Source organism: Aquipseudomonas alcaligenes NBRC 14159, from assembly GCF_000467105.1.
Lineage (GTDB): Bacteria > Pseudomonadota > Gammaproteobacteria > Pseudomonadales > Pseudomonadaceae > Aquipseudomonas > Aquipseudomonas alcaligenes.
In genome coordinates this window covers 30,461-46,634 of the sequence record NZ_BATI01000007.1, presented here as the reverse complement: position 1 = coordinate 46,634, position 16,174 = coordinate 30,461, and the positions used below count along the sequence as shown (strand labels likewise).

The window sequence follows — 16,174 nt, the reverse complement described above, 5'->3', positions numbered from 1 at the left end:
GTCATGTCCGCCATCTACTTCCTGATCCCCATCGCCGTCGGCCTGGTCGGCTTCGCCATCTGGCTGTTCTTCTGGGCGGTGGACAATGGCCAGTACGACGATCTGGACAGCCCGGCCCACAGCATCCTGTTCGACGACGAAGATCCCCAGCACAAGGCCGGCATCGCCGAAGCCGACAAGGCCGAGCAGCCCGGGGACGAACCGCGTGCCTGAGCTCGTCGCCCCGCTTCTGTCCGCACTGATCCTCGGCCTGCTCGGCGGCGGTCACTGCCTGGGCATGTGTGGCGGGCTGATGGGCGCGCTGACCCTGGCCATCCCGCCCGAGCAACGTGCGCGGCGCCTGCGCCTGCTGCTGGCCTACAACCTCGGACGCATCCTCAGCTATGCCGCCGCCGGCCTGCTCATCGGTCTGGCCGGCTGGGCCGTGGCCAGCAGCCCGGCGGCCATGCTCCTGCGCGTGCTGGCCGGCCTGCTGCTGATTGCCATGGGCCTGTACCTGGCCGGCTGGTGGAGCGGCCTGACGCACATCGAGGCCGTAGGCCGCCACCTCTGGCGTCACCTGCAACCGCTCGCCAGCCGCCTGATGCCGGTCAGCAGCCTGCCGCGTGCGCTGCTGCTCGGCGCCGTGTGGGGCTGGCTGCCCTGCGGCCTGGTCTACAGCACGCTGCTGTGGGCCTCCAGCCAGGGCTCGCCGGGCGAAAGCGCGCTGCTGATGCTGGCCTTCGGCCTGGGCACCTGGCCGGTGCTGCTGGCCACCGGCATGGCCGCCGAGCGCCTCACCGCGCTGCTGCGCCGTCGCGGCGTACGCGTCGCCGGCGGCCTGCTGGTGATCCTGTTCGGCATCTGGACATTGCCCGGCCCGCATCAGCACTGGCTGATGGGCCATTGATACAAATCAAGAGGCTCCCCTCGGGCTCTCCCTAGACTGGCACCACTCGCCACTCCAGGGATTTCCCCGATGCTCGATGCCATCCACTGGGACGCCGACCTGATCCGCCGCCACGACCGACCGGGCCCGCGCTACACCTCATACCCCACCGCCGTGCAATTCCACGGCGAAGTCGGCTCTTTCGACCTGCTGCACGCCCTGCGTGACAGCCGCAAGGCCAAGCGCCCACTGTCGCTGTACGTGCACGTGCCGTTCTGCGCCAACATCTGCTACTACTGCGCCTGCAACAAGGTGATCACCAAGGATCGCGGCAGCGCCCTGCCCTATCTGGAGCGTCTGGAGCAGGAGATCGAGATGATCGCCCGGCACCTCGATCCAGGTCAGGTCGTCGAGCAGCTGCACTTCGGCGGCGGTACCCCGACGTTCCTCAGCCACGACGAACTGCGCCGGCTGATGGAGCACCTGCGCAAGCATTTCCATCTGCTGGATGACGACAGCGGCGACTACGGCATCGAGATCGATCCGCGCGAGGCCGACTGGTCGACCATGGGCCTGCTGCGTGAACTGGGCTTCAATCGCGTCAGTCTCGGCGTACAGGACCTCGATCCCAACGTGCAGCGCGCGATCAACCGTCTGCAGACCCTGGAACAGACCCGCGCCATCGTCGAAGCCGCGCACACCCTGCAATATCGCTCAGTGAACATCGACCTGATCTACGGCCTGCCGCTGCAGAATCCGGAGAGCTTCGCCCGCACCGTGGCCGAGGTAATCGCGCTGCAACCGGATCGCCTTTCGGTGTTCAACTATGCCCACCTGCCCGAGCGTTTCATGCCGCAGCGGCGCATCAACGAAAGCGACCTGCCCAGCCCGGCACAGAAGCTGGAAATGCTGCAGCGCAGCATCGAGCAGCTCACCGCCGCCGGCTATCGCTACATCGGCATGGACCACTTCGCCCTGCCCGATGACGAACTGGCCATGGCCCAGGAAGACGGCACCCTGCAGCGCAACTTCCAGGGCTACACCACGCACGGCCACTGCGACCTGATCGGGCTCGGCGTATCCGCCATCAGCCAGGTTGGCGACCTCTACAGCCAGAACAGCAGCGACCTGGCCAACTACCAGCAGAGCCTGGCCAACGGCCAGCTGGCCACCCAGCGCGGGCTGCACTGCAACGCCGACGACCGCATCCGTCGTGCCGTGATCCAGGCGCTGATCTGTCAGTTCCAGCTGGACTTCGGCGATATCGAACAGCGCTTCGCCATCGACTTCCGCAGCTACTTCTCGGCCATCTGGCCGCAACTGCAGCAGCTGGATCGTGACGGACTGATCGAGCTTGGCGAGCGGGGCATCGAGGTACGTCCGGCCGGACGCCTGCTGGTGCGTTCCGTGTGCATGCTGTTCGATCACTACCTGGAACAGCAGAACCAGCAGCGTTTCTCGCGGGTGATCTAGGCAGGCACGGTTGACGCTGTCGTGCTCCGAGTCAGAGGGCGAGTGCCAGTGAAGATGGCGAGGTCACCGTACTTACCCGCACCCTTTCACCGACGCGCCGGGCGTCTCAGGCCATCGCCAGGCTGGCCGCCTGCATACGCTGGTCGTCACTCAGGCGTTTGTCCTTGAGCGCATCGACCAGGCTGGCCTGTGCCGTGCTGAGGGCGCCCTGCAGCGAGGAAAGCTCGCTACGCAGGGCCTCCACGCGCATCTGCTGGAGCTGTGGATCCACGCCTGACGCGGCCATCAGCGCCTGCAGCTCGGCCTGCTTCTCGGCGATCTGCTGACGCAGGGCCCGGATCAGCTTGAGGATCTCCTTGATGTTGTCCGGCAGGTCAGCCTCGTCGATATCGTCATTCTTCGCCGTGGCACGCACCCGCCCCAGCTCGGACAGGGTGACGCGCAGACCGTCGCGCACCTCCTGTTCGCCGGGCACCTCGCCTTCGGCCCTCGAGGCCTGGCGCTGTACACCCAGCGCCAGACGCTCGCTCAATGCATTCACATCCAGGCGCAGCATGGAGTTCCTCTCCGTGTATGACTGCCAGGCTATCGGGCAGTGATGAGATAACTTGAGCAAACGGTCAGGCAAACGCCGCCATGCTGGCCCAGGCGCCCGCCAATGGGTTAACCTTCGACTTTATGTGTGATTCGCCAACCAGGGGTTAGCCGATGTCAGAGTTCATCAAGGTGCACAGCCAGCACCAGGCCCATTGCAAGGACTGCAGCCTCGCCGCCTTGTGCCTGCCCCTGTCGCTGAACCTCGAAGACATGGACGCGCTGGACCGCATCGTCAAGCGCGGCCGCCCGCTGAAGAAAGGCGAGTTTCTGTTTCGCCAGGGCGATGCCTTCGACTCGGTGTTCGCCGTGCGCGCCGGCGCCCTGAAGACCTTTACCCTGAGCGATGCTGGCGAAGAGCAGATCACCGGCTTCCACCTGCCCAGCGAACTGGTGGGTCTGTCGGGCGTGGATAGCCAGCTGTATCCGGTGTCTGCCCAGGCCCTGGAGACCACTTCGGTCTGCGAGATTCCCTTCGAGCGCCTGGACGAGCTGTCCGTGCAACTTCCCCAGCTGCGCCGTCAGCTGATGCGGGTCATGAGCCGGGAGATCCGCGACGACCAGCAGATGATGCTGCTCTCCAAGAAGACCGCCGCCGAGCGCATCGCCACCTTCCTGGTCAACCTCTCCGCACGCTTCCGCGCCCGCGGCTTCTCCGCCAATCAGTTCCGCCTGTCCATGTCGCGCAATGAGCTCGGCAATTACCTGGGCCTGGCCGTGGAAACCGTCTCGCGGGTGTTCACCCGCTTCCAGCAGAACGGTCTGATCAACGCCGAAGGCAAGGAAGTGCATATCCTAGACCCCATCGAGCTGTGCGCCCTGGCCGGCGGCAGCATGGCTGACTGAGGCTGGACGATGATCTTCGACGAATTCGACATCAAGTCGCTGATCCGTCCGGTCTCGGACTTCCCCAAGCCGGGTGTGGTGTTCCGCGACATCACCCCGCTGTTCCAGTCGCCACGCGCCCAGCGCATGGTCGCCGACAGCTTCATCCAGCGCTACGTCGAGGCCGACTTCAGCCACGTGGCGGCCATGGACGCACGCGGCTTCCTGATCGGTTCGGTGATCGCCTACGAGCTGAACAAGCCGCTGATTCTGTTCCGCAAGCAGGGCAAGCTGCCGGCCGACGTCCTCTCCGAGAGCTACCAGACCGAGTATGGCGAGGCCCTGCTGGAGGTCCACAGTGACAGCCTGTGCGAAGGTGACAGAGTGCTGATCTTCGATGACCTGATCGCCACCGGCGGCACCCTGCTGGCCGCCGCCCGCCTGGTGCGACGCCTCGGTGCACACGTGCACGAGGCCGCAGCAATCATCGACCTGCCCGAACTGGGCGGCTCACAGAAACTGCAGGATGCCGGCATCCCAACTTTTACCCTGACCGCCTTCGAACTCAGCGAGCGCTGATCTGCGCAGCATCCTCCTCATAAAATCGCGCGCATGCGCGCGCCCGACCGCCTGCCTTTGCCAGATACAGCTGCTCGTCGGCGCAACGCAGCAACTCCTGAGGCGTCAGCCTGGCTGAGGCCCGCACCGTGGCAACGCCCAGCGACAGGCTGACCTGCGGGCCGACGTCCGAAGCAAGGTGCTCGATGCGCAGCTCGGCGACCGCCGCCAGCATCTTCTGCGCCACCCGCTCGGCCCCGGCCAGGTCGGTATCCGGCAGCAGGCAGGCGAACTCCTCGCCGCCATAACGCGCCAGCAGGTCATAGGGGCGGTTCAGCGTGGCGGCGAGCGCCATGGCCAGACGGCGCAGGCACTGGTCACCGCGCTGGTGGCCGTAATGGTCGTTGTACTTCTTGAAGTAGTCGACATCGATCATGATCAGCGACAGCGGACCGTTGTCCCGGCAGGCCTGGCTCCAGGCCGCCTCCAGATGAGCCTCCAGCTTGCGTCGGTTGGCGACGCCGGTGAGGCCGTCGAGCATGGCCATGGAGCGCAGGTAGTCCCCTTGCCGTTTGAGCGTCAGGTGGGTCTTGACCCGTGCCCGCACGATCATCGGGTTGAACGGTTTGCCGATGTAGTCCACCGCGCCCAGCTCCAGACCGATGGCCTCGTCGTCCTCCTCGCCATTGGCGCTGAGGAAGATGATCGGGATGTCCTGGGTCAGCGGATCGGCCTTCAGGCGCCGGCATACCTCGTGGCCGTCCATGCCCTCCATCACCACATCCAGCAGGATCAGGTCCGGCAGCAGCGCCTTGCATACCTCGATGGCCTGCTCGCCACCGGTGGCCATGTGTACGTCGCACTCGTAGCGAAACAGCTGGTGCAGCACCCGGATGTTCATGGGCTGGTCGTCCACCAGCAGCAGTTTCGGGCGCCCCAGACGCTCATCGAGCCATGTCTCCACATCAGCCTCCCGGGGCCTGGTTGAGCAGATCACGCCCCAGTGTCAGGGCTTGAGTGAAGTCTAGCGCTTCGACGGCCTGGCGAAATGGCGCAAAGGCCTGCCGCAGTGCCGCCGGCACCTGCATGTCGAGGGCCTCGGCCCGCTCGATGGCCTGCAGGTCACCACGTTCGAGCAGACCGCACAACTCGCGCAGCTCCTGCCACCAGTTCGCGGCGGCCATCGGCTCCGGCATTGCCGAGCGGATCTCACTGGCGGGCGCGAACAGCTGTTGCAGCGCAACGACGCTCTGTTGCAGCAGCACCGGCAGCTCGGCCCAGTCCAGCTGCCCCAGCAGCTCCACCGCCTCCTCGGCCCCGGCCTGCTTGAGCTGTCGCTCCAGCACCGCCACTCGCGCGGCAAAGGCACTGGCGCCCATGGTGCCGGCACTGCCCTTGAGGGTATGCAAGACCAGCAGGACGCCCTGCAGCTCGCCTCGCTCGGCCAGCTCGAGCAGACGCTCCAGCTGCCGGCTCAGCTCCGGCTGGAAGTTGTGCAACATCCTGCGCAGCAGGTCGAGATTGCCGCCGAAGCGCGCCAGGATCGAACGCTCCTCCTCGACCAGCCCGGCCACCCTGCCTTCCTGTTGCGCCGGGGCCAGCGCTGCGCCGCGACCGGTCCACTGCAGCAGGGTGGCCACCAGCTGCTGCAGGTCGATGGGTTTGCCCACGTGATCGTTCATGCCCGCCGCCAGACAGGCCTCGCGGTCGGTCTTGGCCGCATTGGCGGTCATGGCGATGATCGGCAGGTCGAGCCCGCCCGCGAGCTGGCGAATACGCCGGGTGGCCTCCAGGCCATCGATATCCGGCATCTGGATATCCATCAGCACCGCATCGAAGGGCGGCTGTTCGCGGCGCACCTTCTCGACGCCCTCCAGTCCGCCCTCGGCCAGGCTGACCTCGGCCCCCTCGCCGGCCAGCAGCTCGGCAGCCACCTGGCGATTGAGCATGTTGTCCTCCACCACCAGCAGGCGCAGGCCCGCAAGGCGCTGTGACGGATCCCGCGGTGCCACGGCTGCGACGGCCTGCTGGCCGTCCAGCGCGCGCTGCACGGCGGCGGCCAGCTGCTGCGGGGTGACCGGCTTGGTGAGGAAACCGGAGAACGGCGCCCGTCCCTCCTGATAACGGTCGGCGAGCACCTCACGGCCATGCGCGGTGATCATCACCACCAGTGGCATGGCCCCGTCGCTGGCGCGCTCGCCGATCAGCTGTGCGGCCGAGAGGCCATCCAGGTCCGGCATGCGCCAGTCCATCAGGACCATGTCGAAAGGCTGTCCCTGCCTGATCGACTCATCAATGCGTGCCAGGGCCTGCTGCCCGCCCGCCACCCACTCGGCCTGCCAGCCCAGCGAGTGGGCGGTGCGCAGCAACAGTTCACCGGCTACCGCGTTGTCATCGGCGATCAGCAGGCGCAGGTTGGCGTCCAGCGCGTTGCAGGCCGAACGCAGGCTGGCCTGCTCGGCCACTTCCAGCTCGATATCGAACCAGAAGCGGCTGCCCTCGCCGACCTGGCTCTCCACCCGCAGCTCGCCGCCCATCAGCTCGATCAGGCGCTTGCAGATCACCAGGCCCAGGCCGGTACCGCCGAAACGCCGGGTGGTCGAGGCCTCGGCCTGGGTGAAGCCGTCGAAGATACGGGTCAGCTGCTCGGGGCTGATGCCGATGCCGGTATCGCTCACCGCCACGCGCAGGGCGACCCGCTGGGCATCGCGCCGCAGCTGGCGCAGGCTGACCACCACCTGGCCCTGCTGGGTGAACTTGAGGGCATTGCCGGCCAGGTTGATCAGCACCTGCTGCAGCCGCAGGCTGTCACCGACCAGCGCGCTGGGCAGTTCGGCATCCAGGTCGAACATCACCTCGATATCCTTCTGCCCCTGGTTGCCGGCCAGCACCACGGCCAGGTCGCGCAGCAGGGGCTCGAGCTCGAAGCGATGCAGGTCGAGCTGCAGCTTGCCGGCCTCGATCTTCGAATAGTCGAGGATGTCGTTGAGCAGGCCGAGGAGCGACTGCGCCGCGCCGTGGGCCTTCTGCACATAGTCCAGCTGGCGCGGATTGAGCTCGGTGGCCTGGACCAGCTGGAGCATGCCGAGCACCGCGTTCATCGGCGTGCGGATCTCGTGGCTCATGTTGGCCAGGAAGGCGCTCTTGGCCGCACTGGCGGCGTCGGCCTGCTCCTTGGCCTCGCGCAGGCGCGACTCCAGTTCGAGCTGGGCGGTTATGTCGCGGTTGATCCCGGTGACCTTCAGCGGGTTGCCCTCGGCATCGCGCTCTACCTGGGCCCCGGCCTGGATGTACAGCACCTGGCCATCCGGCCGGAGGATCCGGAAGACCGGGTCATAGACCGCCTCACCGGCCACGGCGGCCTGCAGCTTGGCCTCGGTGGCCTGGAAATCGTCGGGGTGGACCCGCTCACGCCAGTGCCCGTAGGCCAGCAGCCCGCGCTCGCCCAGGGTTGCCGGCTGGTCGTAGAGCTCGAACATGCGCGCATTCCAGTGCAGGCGATTGTCCGCCAGGGTCCAGCTCCAGATGCCCAGCTCCGCGACTTCGGCGGCCAGCAGCAGCTGGTCACGTACCGCCAGGGCCTCGCGGCGCAGCGCCAGCTGCTGGGTCAGATCGGTGATGACGCAGACCAGGCGCCGCCTGCCGGCGGCCTGCATGGCGCCAATGGAGAGCTGGATGGGGAATTCGCTTCCGTCGCCGCGCAGCCCCCAGAGTTCCAGGACATGCTGCCCCCCCGGCCCGGCATCCTTGATGTAACCCTCGACCAGACTGGCGAAAGCCGCGCGCGACTGCGCGCCCAGAAGCTCGTCGATATTGCGCTTCAGCAGCGCCTCGGCGCTGTAATCGAACGCCGTCAGCGCCGCCGGATTACCGCTCAGAATCCGCCCCTGCTCATCGAAGGTGAGCACCGGGTTGACCGCCGTATCGAGCACCGCGCGGGTGGTTTCCAGGCTCTCGGCCAGGCGCTGCTCGGCGGCCTTGCGCTGGGTGATGTCGAGGGCGATGCCCAGGTAGCCGAGCAGCTCGCCATCATCATCGCGCATCGCGGTGACCACCAGGGTGACCGGGAAGCGCGAGCCGTCCTTGCGCACATAGGTCCACTCGCGGGTTTCCACCCCCTCCTGCTCGGGCACATGCACGAAGGCGCGAAAGCCTTCGATGCGCTGCGCATAGCGCTGGCTCAGCTCGGCGCCATGCGCAGCGATCTCCTCCGGCAGGTGGATCGACGCCGGCGTCTGCTGGCCCACCATTTCCCGAGCGCTGTAGCCGAGCAGACGTTCGGCACCACGATTGAACACGGTGATCAGGCCCTGCGGGTCGGTGGCGATGATCGCCACCTGCGAGGCCGAGTTGAGCACGTTGCCCAGCAGCACATTGAGCTCGTTGAGCGCCCGCGTGCGCTCGGCCACCTGCCCCTCCAGGCTGGCATTGAGCTGCAGGATCTGCGCCTCGGCGACCTTCTGCGCGGAAATGTCGCGTACCGTCTTCGATACGCCGACCACCGCGCCGCGCTCATCGCGAATCGGCGAGGAGGAAACGGAGAGGTCCAGCCAGCGAGCGTCGCGGTTTAGCAGGCGCACGTCGAAATCATGGATCGACTCGCCACCGGCGACCCGCCGCAGGTTGTCGGCCTCCTCGGCGCTGCGCTCGGCGGGCAGCGTCAGCTCGGCGAAGGTGCGGCCCAGCGCCTGTTCGGCGCTGTGGCCGAAGATCCGCTGCGCGCCCTGATTCCAGCTGAGGATTCGACCGTCCAGGGCCTGGCCGATGATGCCGTCGCTGGAACTCTCGACGATGGCGGCCAGGCGCGCCTGCTCCTGGAGGATCTGCAGACGTCGCTGCCGGCTGACCCCGAGCACCCCGACCAGCGCTGCCAGCAGCAGCGTCAGGACGGCGCCGATCAGCGCCACCTGCTGTGGCGTGGTCTGGTGCAACTGTTTGATGAATGCCGGATAGGCCACCAGCTCGATCTGCCAGCGGCGGCCATAGATATCGCGCTGCAGGCTGTGGCGCATGATCTCCGGCGCCGCCTCGGAGGGGCTGCGACTCTCGTAGAAAGCCTCATGCCGCCCACTATCGGTGATGTCGTGCAGGCGCAGGTGCAGGCGCTCGCTGTCCAGTTCCAGGCCCTGCAGCACCTCCTCGGTCAGCAGCGGCGCGTAACTCCAGCCGAAGAGCTGCAGCTCGCGCTCCTGCGGGCTGGCGGGCGTCTGCGCATCGCGGTAGATGGGCAGGAGGATGAGGAACGACTGCAGCGGCTTGCCGGCAGCCTGGACCAGGGTGATGGGCCGGGTCAGGCGCGCCTCGCCGCTGCGCATGGCCGCCAGTGCGGCCTCACGCCGATTGTCTTCCGAGGCGATATCCAGCCCGATAGCAGCCTGGTTGCCAGCGAGCGGCTCGATGTACTGGATGACGAAACGCTCGCCCGGGTGTGGCGACAGCTGGCGAATCGCAAAATCCGGCTTGCCGTCACGCCGGGCCTGATCGAGGAAGGCCTGCTGCTGGGCGACGGGTACACGGCGCACGAAACCGAAGCCCCGCGCACCGGGAAACTCCTCGGCTATCGAGCGCGTCTTGCTGTAGCGCAGGAACAGCTCGCGGCTGATGCCATGCTCGCCGCTGGCCAGCACCGCGCCGCGCACACCGCGCAGGCCGTACTGATAGAGGCGAAAGCGCTCGATCACCCGATCGGCAGTGCGCAGCGTGGCGGCCTCCAGTGCCTCGCTGGCCTGCTGGCGATTGGCGCGCTGCAGCACATCGGCCGCCAGTACCGTAAGCAAGGTGCCGCCCAGCAGGGTGAGGATGACGCGCAGGCGTGGCGAAGGTGCAACCCAGAGGCTGTGCAACGCGAACCTCCTAGGTGGAAAGCTGCCCGCTGCGGCTTGCCGCATCCGCCTCGAGGAACAGGCTGAGCTGGGCGAACGGCATGGGACGGCAGTAGAGGTAGCCCTGCATCAGCTCGCAGCCCAGCTCCAGCAGGCGGTCGACCTGGGCCTGGGTCTCCACGCCCTCGGCGATCAGTTCGAGATCGAGCGCCTGGCCCAGGCGCACTATCGCCTCGATGATGGCGGCGTCGCTGCGGTCGCCGAGCATGTCACGCACGAAGCTCTGATCGATCTTCAGTACATCGATCGGCAGGCGCTTGAGGTAGGACAGGCTGGAATAGCCGGTGCCGAAGTCATCGATGGCGATACGCACGCCCATCGCCTTGAGTTCGCCCAGGGTGGCGCTGGCCGCGGCGATGTCATGGGCGAGCACGCCCTCGGTGATCTCCAGCTCCAGCAGGCTGGGCGGCAAAGCGGTCTGCGCCAGGATGCCCTTGACCATGCCCAGGAAGCTCTCCTCGCGAAACTGCACCGCGGAGATATTCACGCTGACGCAGACCGGCAAGCCCAGGCGCTGCAGCTCGCCCGCATCGGCACAGGCGCGCAGCAGCACGTATTTGCCGATGGGCACGATCAGCCCGGTCTCCTCGGCCAGGGGAATGAACTCGGCCGGCGACACCAGCGTGCCATCACCGCTGCGCCAGCGGATCAGCGCCTCCATGCCACAGATCCGGCTGCGCCGGGCGTCGAACTTGGTCTGGTAAAAGACCTCGAACACGCCCTGCTCCAGGGCGCTGCGCATGTGGTTCTCGAGCAGATGACGAGCGCGCGTGCTGCTCTCGATGTTCTGCGAGAAGAAGCGGTAGCGATTACGGCCATCCTGCTTGGCCTGGTACATGGCCGCATCGGCGTGGCGATACAGCGCCTCCAGGTCCGCACTGTCGTCGGGAAACACGCCGATGCCGATACTGGCCGAAAGCCGATAGGCATTGCCATCCACCTCGATCGGCTGGGCGATGGTTGCCAGCAGGCGCTCCACGCAGTCACCGATGGCCTCGAAGCGCTGCACATCCGGCAGCAGGATGACGAATTCGTCGCCGCCCTGGCGGCTCACCGTATCGATTGCCCGCGAGCTATCGCTCAGACGCCAGGCCAGCTCCTTGAGCACGGCATCGCCGACCGAGTGGCCCACCGAGTCATTGATGCTCTTGAAGTTGTCCAGGTCGAGCAGCAGCATGGCCACCCGCCCCTGGCCGCGCTGCGCCTTCTGCAGCGCCTGCTCGGCACGATCCTGCAGCAGCACGCGGTTGGGCAGGCCGGTCAGGGCATCGTAGTAGGCCAGCTTCTTCGCCTCGGCCCGCAGGTTGAGGTGCGCACGCACATGGGCACGCGCCACCGGCAGGTTCAGCGGCTTCTGGATGAAGTCCACACCGCCGTATTCGAGCGCCTTGATTTCGTTCTCGCTCTGCGTGTGCGAGGTGACGAACAGGATGGCGGCATCGCACAGCTTGGGGTCGGCCTTCATCGCCCGGCAGATCTCGAAGCCGTTCATCTGCGGCATCTGGATATCCAGCAGCACCAGATCCGGCCTGCAGAAACGCGCCACCTCCAGCGCCATGCGACCATCGCTGGCCACATGCACCTCGCCGAGGTCACGTACCGCCTCGCTGAGCATCAGCACGTCGCTCGGCTGGTCGTCGACGATCAATATCACCGGCGCTGCATTGAACAGGTGTTCGGCCATTCGGCCTCCCCGGAAGTCCTTTTCTGACTACCTACTCAGACTAGACCAGCTCCGCGCACATGGGTTCACCCCAATCCGGCCAGGCGCCTGAGCCGTTCTACGGTAGCCGGCGGCTCACCATTGCACAATGCCGCCGCCAGACGCATCAGCACCTGCTCACGGCGGAACTGGACCTGCGGCAGCGCATAAATCGCGCCGATCAGCTCGCGTAACGCTATCGGCAGGCCCCACTGGCTTTTCAGGGCGATGGCGAACGGCCTGGCAAAATCGCCAATGGCCCGCCCCAGCACACGATCATCCAGGGCATGGCCCTGGCTGGCCCACCTCTGGCTCTGCAACAGCACGCAGAGCTCGCCCATGCGATGCAGCAGCGCGGCGACCTGCAACGGCGCAGGGTCGATGCCGGCCTGGCGTGCCAGGGCCACTACCTGGTCGGCCAGGCGTTCCGCAGCCTCCAGATGTTCACGCAGCAGCAGCGATGGCAGTGTGTCGTCCTCCGTGCAGGCCTGCCGCAGCGCCAGGGCCACGGCCAGATTCAGGCTGGTGCGCCCACCCAGGCGCTTGAGTGCGTCGGGCAGTCCGACACAGACCTGGCCAGCCACGCCATACGCCGCACTGTTGGCGGCCGCGATCAGATAGGCACAGAGCGCCGGATCGTGCTGCCACGCCTCGCCAAGCTCGCGAAAATCCAGCGGTACGCCCTGGCATAACTGCTTCAGCTGGTCCCTGACCCTGGCCAGCAGCGGCAAGTCGAGATCAGTCGCCGAGAGGTGTCCCAGGTAGGCCAGCAGGTCCTCCTGGGAAGCTAGCGCCGCCGGCTGCGTGCCATCGGCCGGCAGCAAGTGTTCGATGCAGGCCAGTACCTTGGGGACGTCGAAGGGCTTGGTGATGTAGGCGCTGATCGCCAGCGGCCGCACCGCCAGCACGCTCTCGCGGTCCGAGCGGCCGGTGATCATCACCAGCGGAGTATCCCCATCGTGCTGGCGAATGCGCCGCAGCAAGCTGAGCCCCGAATCATCCGGCAGGTTCCAGTCGGCCAACACCAACTGATAGCGGCTGCGTTGCCAGGCATCGAGCGCATGCTCGGCATCACCGAAACAGTCCACGGCTGCAGCCGGGCGGGCATTGAGCACCAGTTGTTTGAGCAGATCGGCCAGCCAGGGGTCGTCGTCCACAATCATCACGCGCATGGGCGGCTCTCGGCGAAGGAGTCTGCCTGCAACGATAGACGCTAATGCCGCCCCCGGCCTGTCAGTGCCGCGCTAGAGCCCCAGCTGCTTGCTGATGATCTCGTTCATGATCTCCCGCGAACCGCCGCCAATGGAAAGGATGCGGTTGTCGCGGTACAGGCGCTCCACCAGGCTTTCGCGCATGTAACCCATGCCGCCGAGAATCTGCACCGCGTCGTAGGTGATGCGGTCAGCCACGTCGGTGGCGAAGTTCTTGGCCATGGAGATTTCCTTGATCACGCTCTTGCCGACGGCCATCTTCGCCGCCTGGCGGTAGGTGAACTCGCGGGACACTTCCAGCTGGGTGGCCATCTCGGCCAGGCGGTGCTTGAGTACCTGGAACTTGCCGATCGGCTTGCCAAAGGCCTCGCGCCCGCGCGCCCAGCTCATGGCCTCTTCCAGGGCCATCTGCGAGGTCATGTTGGCCATCAGTGCCAGGCTCAGGCGCTCGCTCTGGAAGTTGGCCATGATGCAGGCGAAGCCCATGTTCTCGGCACCGATCAGGTTCTCCACCGGCACCTTGCAGTCGTCGAAGAACAGCTCGGCGGTATCCGAGGAGCGCCAGCCCATCTTCTTCAGCGAGCGGCCAACGGTGAAGCCGGGGGTGCCCTTCTCGATCAGCAGCAGGCTGACGCCGCCAAAGCCCTCGCCGCCGGTGCGCACGGCCACCGTGTAGTAGTCGGCACGCACGCCGCTGGTGATGAAGGTCTTGCTACCGGTGACGCGGTAGTAATCGCCGTCACGTACGGCACGGGTCTTCAGGTTGGCCACGTCGGAACCGCCGGAAGGCTCGGTCACCGCCAGCGCCATGATCTTCTCGCCAGCCAGCACCTCGGGCACCACGCGGTCGCGCAGCGCCGGCTTGGCCCACTTGAGCACCGGCGGCAAGCCGATATCCAGCGAACCGAGGCCGGCGACCAAACCGCCGGAACCGGAACGCATCAGCTCCTCGCTGGCCGCCACCTTGGCGAACAGGTCGCCCTCATGGCTGCCGCCAAACTGCTCCGGGTAGCCGATGCCGAGAATCCCGGCGGCGCCGGCCTTGCGGTACAGCTCGCGGGGGAACTCCTCGGCTTCCTCCCAGTCGGCGATGTGCGGCAACACCTCGCGTTCGATGAAACGGCGCACCGAGTCGCGTACCAGCTGATGTGAGGGGTCGAAGTATTCCTGAAGGGCGGACATGCGGGTGGCTCCCGGTTGTTGTTTCCCGCCACACTAACCTAGCGCTTGCTTGGTTTTCAATAGCCCGTCTGTTCTCGCAGTGCGCGCGAGACCCGCACCTGCAGGTCATAGGCCGGCCCCTCGACCGCCTCGAAGTCCCGCGTGTAGCGGCGGGCAAAGCCTTCCACGCCCCACGCACGGTATTGCTGCACATGGTGCAGTTCGTGGGCCCAGAGGGCGACATCCAGCGCGGCGGCTTCGGCCTCGCGGAACACGATCAGATCGACCAGGGTTACGGCCTGGATGTCCGGGTTCTGCAACAGGGTGCTGGCGGCATCCAGCTGCTCGCCGCCGCCCACCCGGTAGCGCACGGTATCCAGCAGTTCGGCCGGATACCAGGCCAGCAGCTGCTGGTGGATCGCCGCCGGCATCGGTGCGCTGCCGGCGGCCAGCAATTGCTGGCGCGACTGCAGAATCCAGCCCTGCAGGTTGCTGGCCGCCAGCTCCAGCGCCTGTTCCTGCACCTGGGCGTACTCCGGCACGCACAGGCAGCCATAGAGGCAGACCTGCACCTGGCCAGGCGGACAGGTGTTGGCGCCGGCCGGCAGGGCCAGCGCCAGCAGCAGGGTACTCAGTCGAAAGGGCAGCAGGCGCACAGGGAGTTCCGGGGAGAGTTGCGGGGCGCCGGCTATGACCACGGGCGCGGGCGGATTATCCCCGCTCAGCCAGTCCACGCTCAACACGCTGCGAGGCGAACTGCCGGGCACGCTGCTTGCGCCACCAGATGACCACGCCGGTGACGCTGAGCACGGCGATGGCCAGCCCCAGCACGGCGATCAACACCCGCCCGGGGAAGCCGAGGATGCGCCCGCCGTGGATCGGCAGCTGCAGCTGGTAGAAGCGCTCGCCCAGGGTACCGACACCGGGGATCTCGCGGCCGATCACACGACCGTCCTCGCCATGCAAGAAGACCCAGGCGTTGCCCTCGTCGCTGGCATGGTCGCCGAAACCGGCACCGAAGAAGTTGTACTCGAAGCTGTAGTACAGCTCGGTGATCGGCGCGTGCAAGCCCAGGCGATCCCCCTCCTCCCGCGCCAGCGCATAGGCCTGGCGGTAATCCAGCTTCAGCTCGCCGAGTTCTTCCTTGGCCAGTCGCCCGCGCGCCTCGTAGGTGCTCAGCGGCACCTCGGAGAACAGCGACACCACCGGTTTGAACACCTCGGCCGGCAGGTTCATGGCCACGCTGCTCACCGCCACCGGCGTCAGCAGCAGCCATAGCCACAGGCCGCCGGCACGGTGCAGGTCATGGTTGAGACGCTGGCGCTTGATCTTCCAGGCCTTGTCCCACTTGCGCCAGAACGGCCGGCCACGCGGCAGGGTCAGCCACAGCGAGACCAGGCAATCGATGGTCCAGAGGATGGCGATGATGCCCATCAGCCAGATGCCCCAGTTGCCCGGCAGGCTGAGGTTGTAGTGGAACTCGAGGATGAAGGGCACCAGGTTTTCTTTCGAAAAGCAGCACGCGCCCCACTCCCGCTCGCCCAGCACCGCGCCATTCGCCGGATCGAGGTAGAACACCCGCGGCGCCAGCGGATAAGACTGGCCGCTGGCCGGATCGGTACGCGGCACGGTGGCCAGCAGCGCCGAGTGGCCGGGCTCGTCCGGCTGTTCCATGTACCAGACCAGGCGCTGCGGGTGCTCGGCCTCCAGCCGCTCGATCAGGCTCGGCCCGTCCATGCGCGCCGTGGCGGCGTGGTCGGTCTGATAGAACTGCGGGTTGAGCCACTCGTCCAGCTCGTGGTGGAAGGCCAGCACGCTGCCGGTCAGACCGGCCAGGGCGAGGAAGATCGCCGTGGCCAGGCCCAGGTAGCGGTGCAGCAGAACCAGGATGTTGCGCATG

General features: G+C 66.7%; 13 protein-coding genes. 5 read left to right on the top strand and 8 right to left on the bottom strand.

The annotated features are described in order from the left end of the window. Positions 1 to 3: 3 nt before the first annotated feature. From ccoS to hemN, 3 genes are all read left to right on the top strand, one after another. The gene (gene ccoS, locus PA6_RS04780) at positions 4 to 213 is read left to right on the top strand and encodes a cbb3-type cytochrome oxidase assembly protein CcoS (RefSeq protein ID WP_021699749.1); all 210 of its coding nucleotides are present in this window, start codon (positions 4 to 6) and stop codon (positions 211 to 213) included. Beyond that, positions 206 to 889: a sulfite exporter TauE/SafE family protein gene (locus tag PA6_RS04775; RefSeq protein WP_021699748.1), complete on the top strand. Its 684-nt coding sequence runs from the start codon at positions 206 to 208 to the stop codon at positions 887 to 889. Before ccoS ends, PA6_RS04775 begins: the two co-directional genes overlap by 8 nt. Positions 890 to 958: 69 nt before the next feature. Further along, positions 959 to 2,341: an oxygen-independent coproporphyrinogen III oxidase gene (gene hemN / locus PA6_RS04770; RefSeq protein ID WP_021699747.1), complete on the top strand. Its 1,383-nt coding sequence runs from the start codon at positions 959 to 961 to the stop codon at positions 2,339 to 2,341. Between the two features lie 106 nt (positions 2,342 to 2,447). On the opposite strand, the gene PA6_RS04765 is transcribed toward hemN, so the two are convergent. Next, positions 2,448 to 2,897, bottom strand: coding sequence for a hypothetical protein (locus PA6_RS04765; protein ID WP_021699746.1), 450 nt, complete (start codon positions 2,895 to 2,897; stop codon positions 2,448 to 2,450). 152 nt (positions 2,898 to 3,049) lie between these two features. Here PA6_RS04765 and fnr point away from each other — a divergent pair, with 152 nt between their 5' ends. Together fnr and PA6_RS04755 are read left to right on the top strand one after the other, a co-directional pair. Further along, positions 3,050 to 3,781, top strand: coding sequence for a fumarate/nitrate reduction transcriptional regulator Fnr (fnr, locus tag PA6_RS04760; RefSeq protein ID WP_021699745.1), 732 nt, complete (start codon positions 3,050 to 3,052; stop codon positions 3,779 to 3,781). A gap of 9 nt (positions 3,782 to 3,790) precedes the next feature. Then, the gene (locus tag PA6_RS04755) at positions 3,791 to 4,339 is read left to right on the top strand and encodes an adenine phosphoribosyltransferase (protein WP_021699744.1); all 549 of its coding nucleotides are present in this window, start codon (positions 3,791 to 3,793) and stop codon (positions 4,337 to 4,339) included. Here PA6_RS04755 and PA6_RS04750 read toward each other — a convergent pair. From PA6_RS04750 to PA6_RS04720, 7 genes are all read right to left on the bottom strand, one after another. Then, positions 4,326 to 5,282: a diguanylate cyclase domain-containing protein gene (locus PA6_RS04750; protein ID WP_021699743.1), complete on the bottom strand. Its 957-nt coding sequence runs from the start codon at positions 5,280 to 5,282 to the stop codon at positions 4,326 to 4,328. The genes PA6_RS04755 and PA6_RS04750 overlap by 14 nt on opposite strands. Before the next feature lies 1 nt (position 5,283). Continuing rightward, the gene (locus PA6_RS04745; protein WP_021699742.1) at positions 5,284 to 10,161 is read right to left on the bottom strand and encodes a PAS domain S-box protein; all 4,878 of its coding nucleotides are present in this window, start codon (positions 10,159 to 10,161) and stop codon (positions 5,284 to 5,286) included. A gap of 10 nt (positions 10,162 to 10,171) precedes the next feature. Beyond that, entirely contained in the window at positions 10,172 to 11,884 is a 1,713-nt protein-coding gene (locus PA6_RS04740; protein WP_021699741.1) for a two-component system response regulator, read from the bottom strand. A gap of 65 nt (positions 11,885 to 11,949) precedes the next feature. Further along, positions 11,950 to 13,074 carry a response regulator gene (locus PA6_RS04735; protein WP_021699740.1) on the bottom strand — a complete coding sequence of 375 codons (1,125 nt, stop codon included), beginning with the start codon at positions 13,072 to 13,074 and terminating at the stop codon, positions 11,950 to 11,952. Between the two features lie 72 nt (positions 13,075 to 13,146). Then, positions 13,147 to 14,295, bottom strand: coding sequence for an acyl-CoA dehydrogenase family protein (locus PA6_RS04730; protein ID WP_021699739.1), 1,149 nt, complete (start codon positions 14,293 to 14,295; stop codon positions 13,147 to 13,149). Positions 14,296 to 14,351: 56 nt separating this feature from the next. Continuing rightward, positions 14,352 to 14,930, bottom strand: coding sequence for an eCIS core domain-containing protein (locus PA6_RS04725; protein ID WP_021699738.1), 579 nt, complete (start codon positions 14,928 to 14,930; stop codon positions 14,352 to 14,354). Between the two features lie 55 nt (positions 14,931 to 14,985). Continuing rightward, positions 14,986 to 16,173 carry a PepSY-associated TM helix domain-containing protein gene (locus PA6_RS04720; RefSeq protein WP_021699737.1) on the bottom strand — a complete coding sequence of 396 codons (1,188 nt, stop codon included), beginning with the start codon at positions 16,171 to 16,173 and terminating at the stop codon, positions 14,986 to 14,988. Between the last annotated feature and the right edge of the window lies 1 nt (position 16,174).

Excerpts from the sequence above, each read along its gene's own strand:
- PA6_RS04740 (WP_021699741.1), bottom strand. The coding sequence starts at position 11,884 with ATGGCCGAACACCTGTTCAATGCAGCGCCGGTGATATTGATCGTCGAC.
- PA6_RS04735 (WP_021699740.1), bottom strand. The coding sequence starts at position 13,074 with ATGCGCGTGATGATTGTGGACGACGACCCCTGGCTGGCCGATCTGCTC.
- PA6_RS04765 (WP_021699746.1), bottom strand. The coding sequence starts at position 2,897 with ATGCTGCGCCTGGATGTGAATGCATTGAGCGAGCGTCTGGCGCTGGGT.
- PA6_RS04730 (WP_021699739.1), bottom strand. The coding sequence starts at position 14,295 with ATGTCCGCCCTTCAGGAATACTTCGACCCCTCACATCAGCTGGTACGC.
- PA6_RS04720 (WP_021699737.1), bottom strand. The coding sequence starts at position 16,173 with ATGCGCAACATCCTGGTTCTGCTGCACCGCTACCTGGGCCTGGCCACG.
- ccoS (WP_021699749.1), top strand. The coding sequence starts at position 4 with ATGTCCGCCATCTACTTCCTGATCCCCATCGCCGTCGGCCTGGTCGGC.
- PA6_RS04755 (WP_021699744.1), top strand. The coding sequence starts at position 3,791 with ATGATCTTCGACGAATTCGACATCAAGTCGCTGATCCGTCCGGTCTCG.
- fnr (WP_021699745.1), top strand. The coding sequence starts at position 3,050 with ATGTCAGAGTTCATCAAGGTGCACAGCCAGCACCAGGCCCATTGCAAG.
- hemN (WP_021699747.1), top strand. The coding sequence starts at position 959 with ATGCTCGATGCCATCCACTGGGACGCCGACCTGATCCGCCGCCACGAC.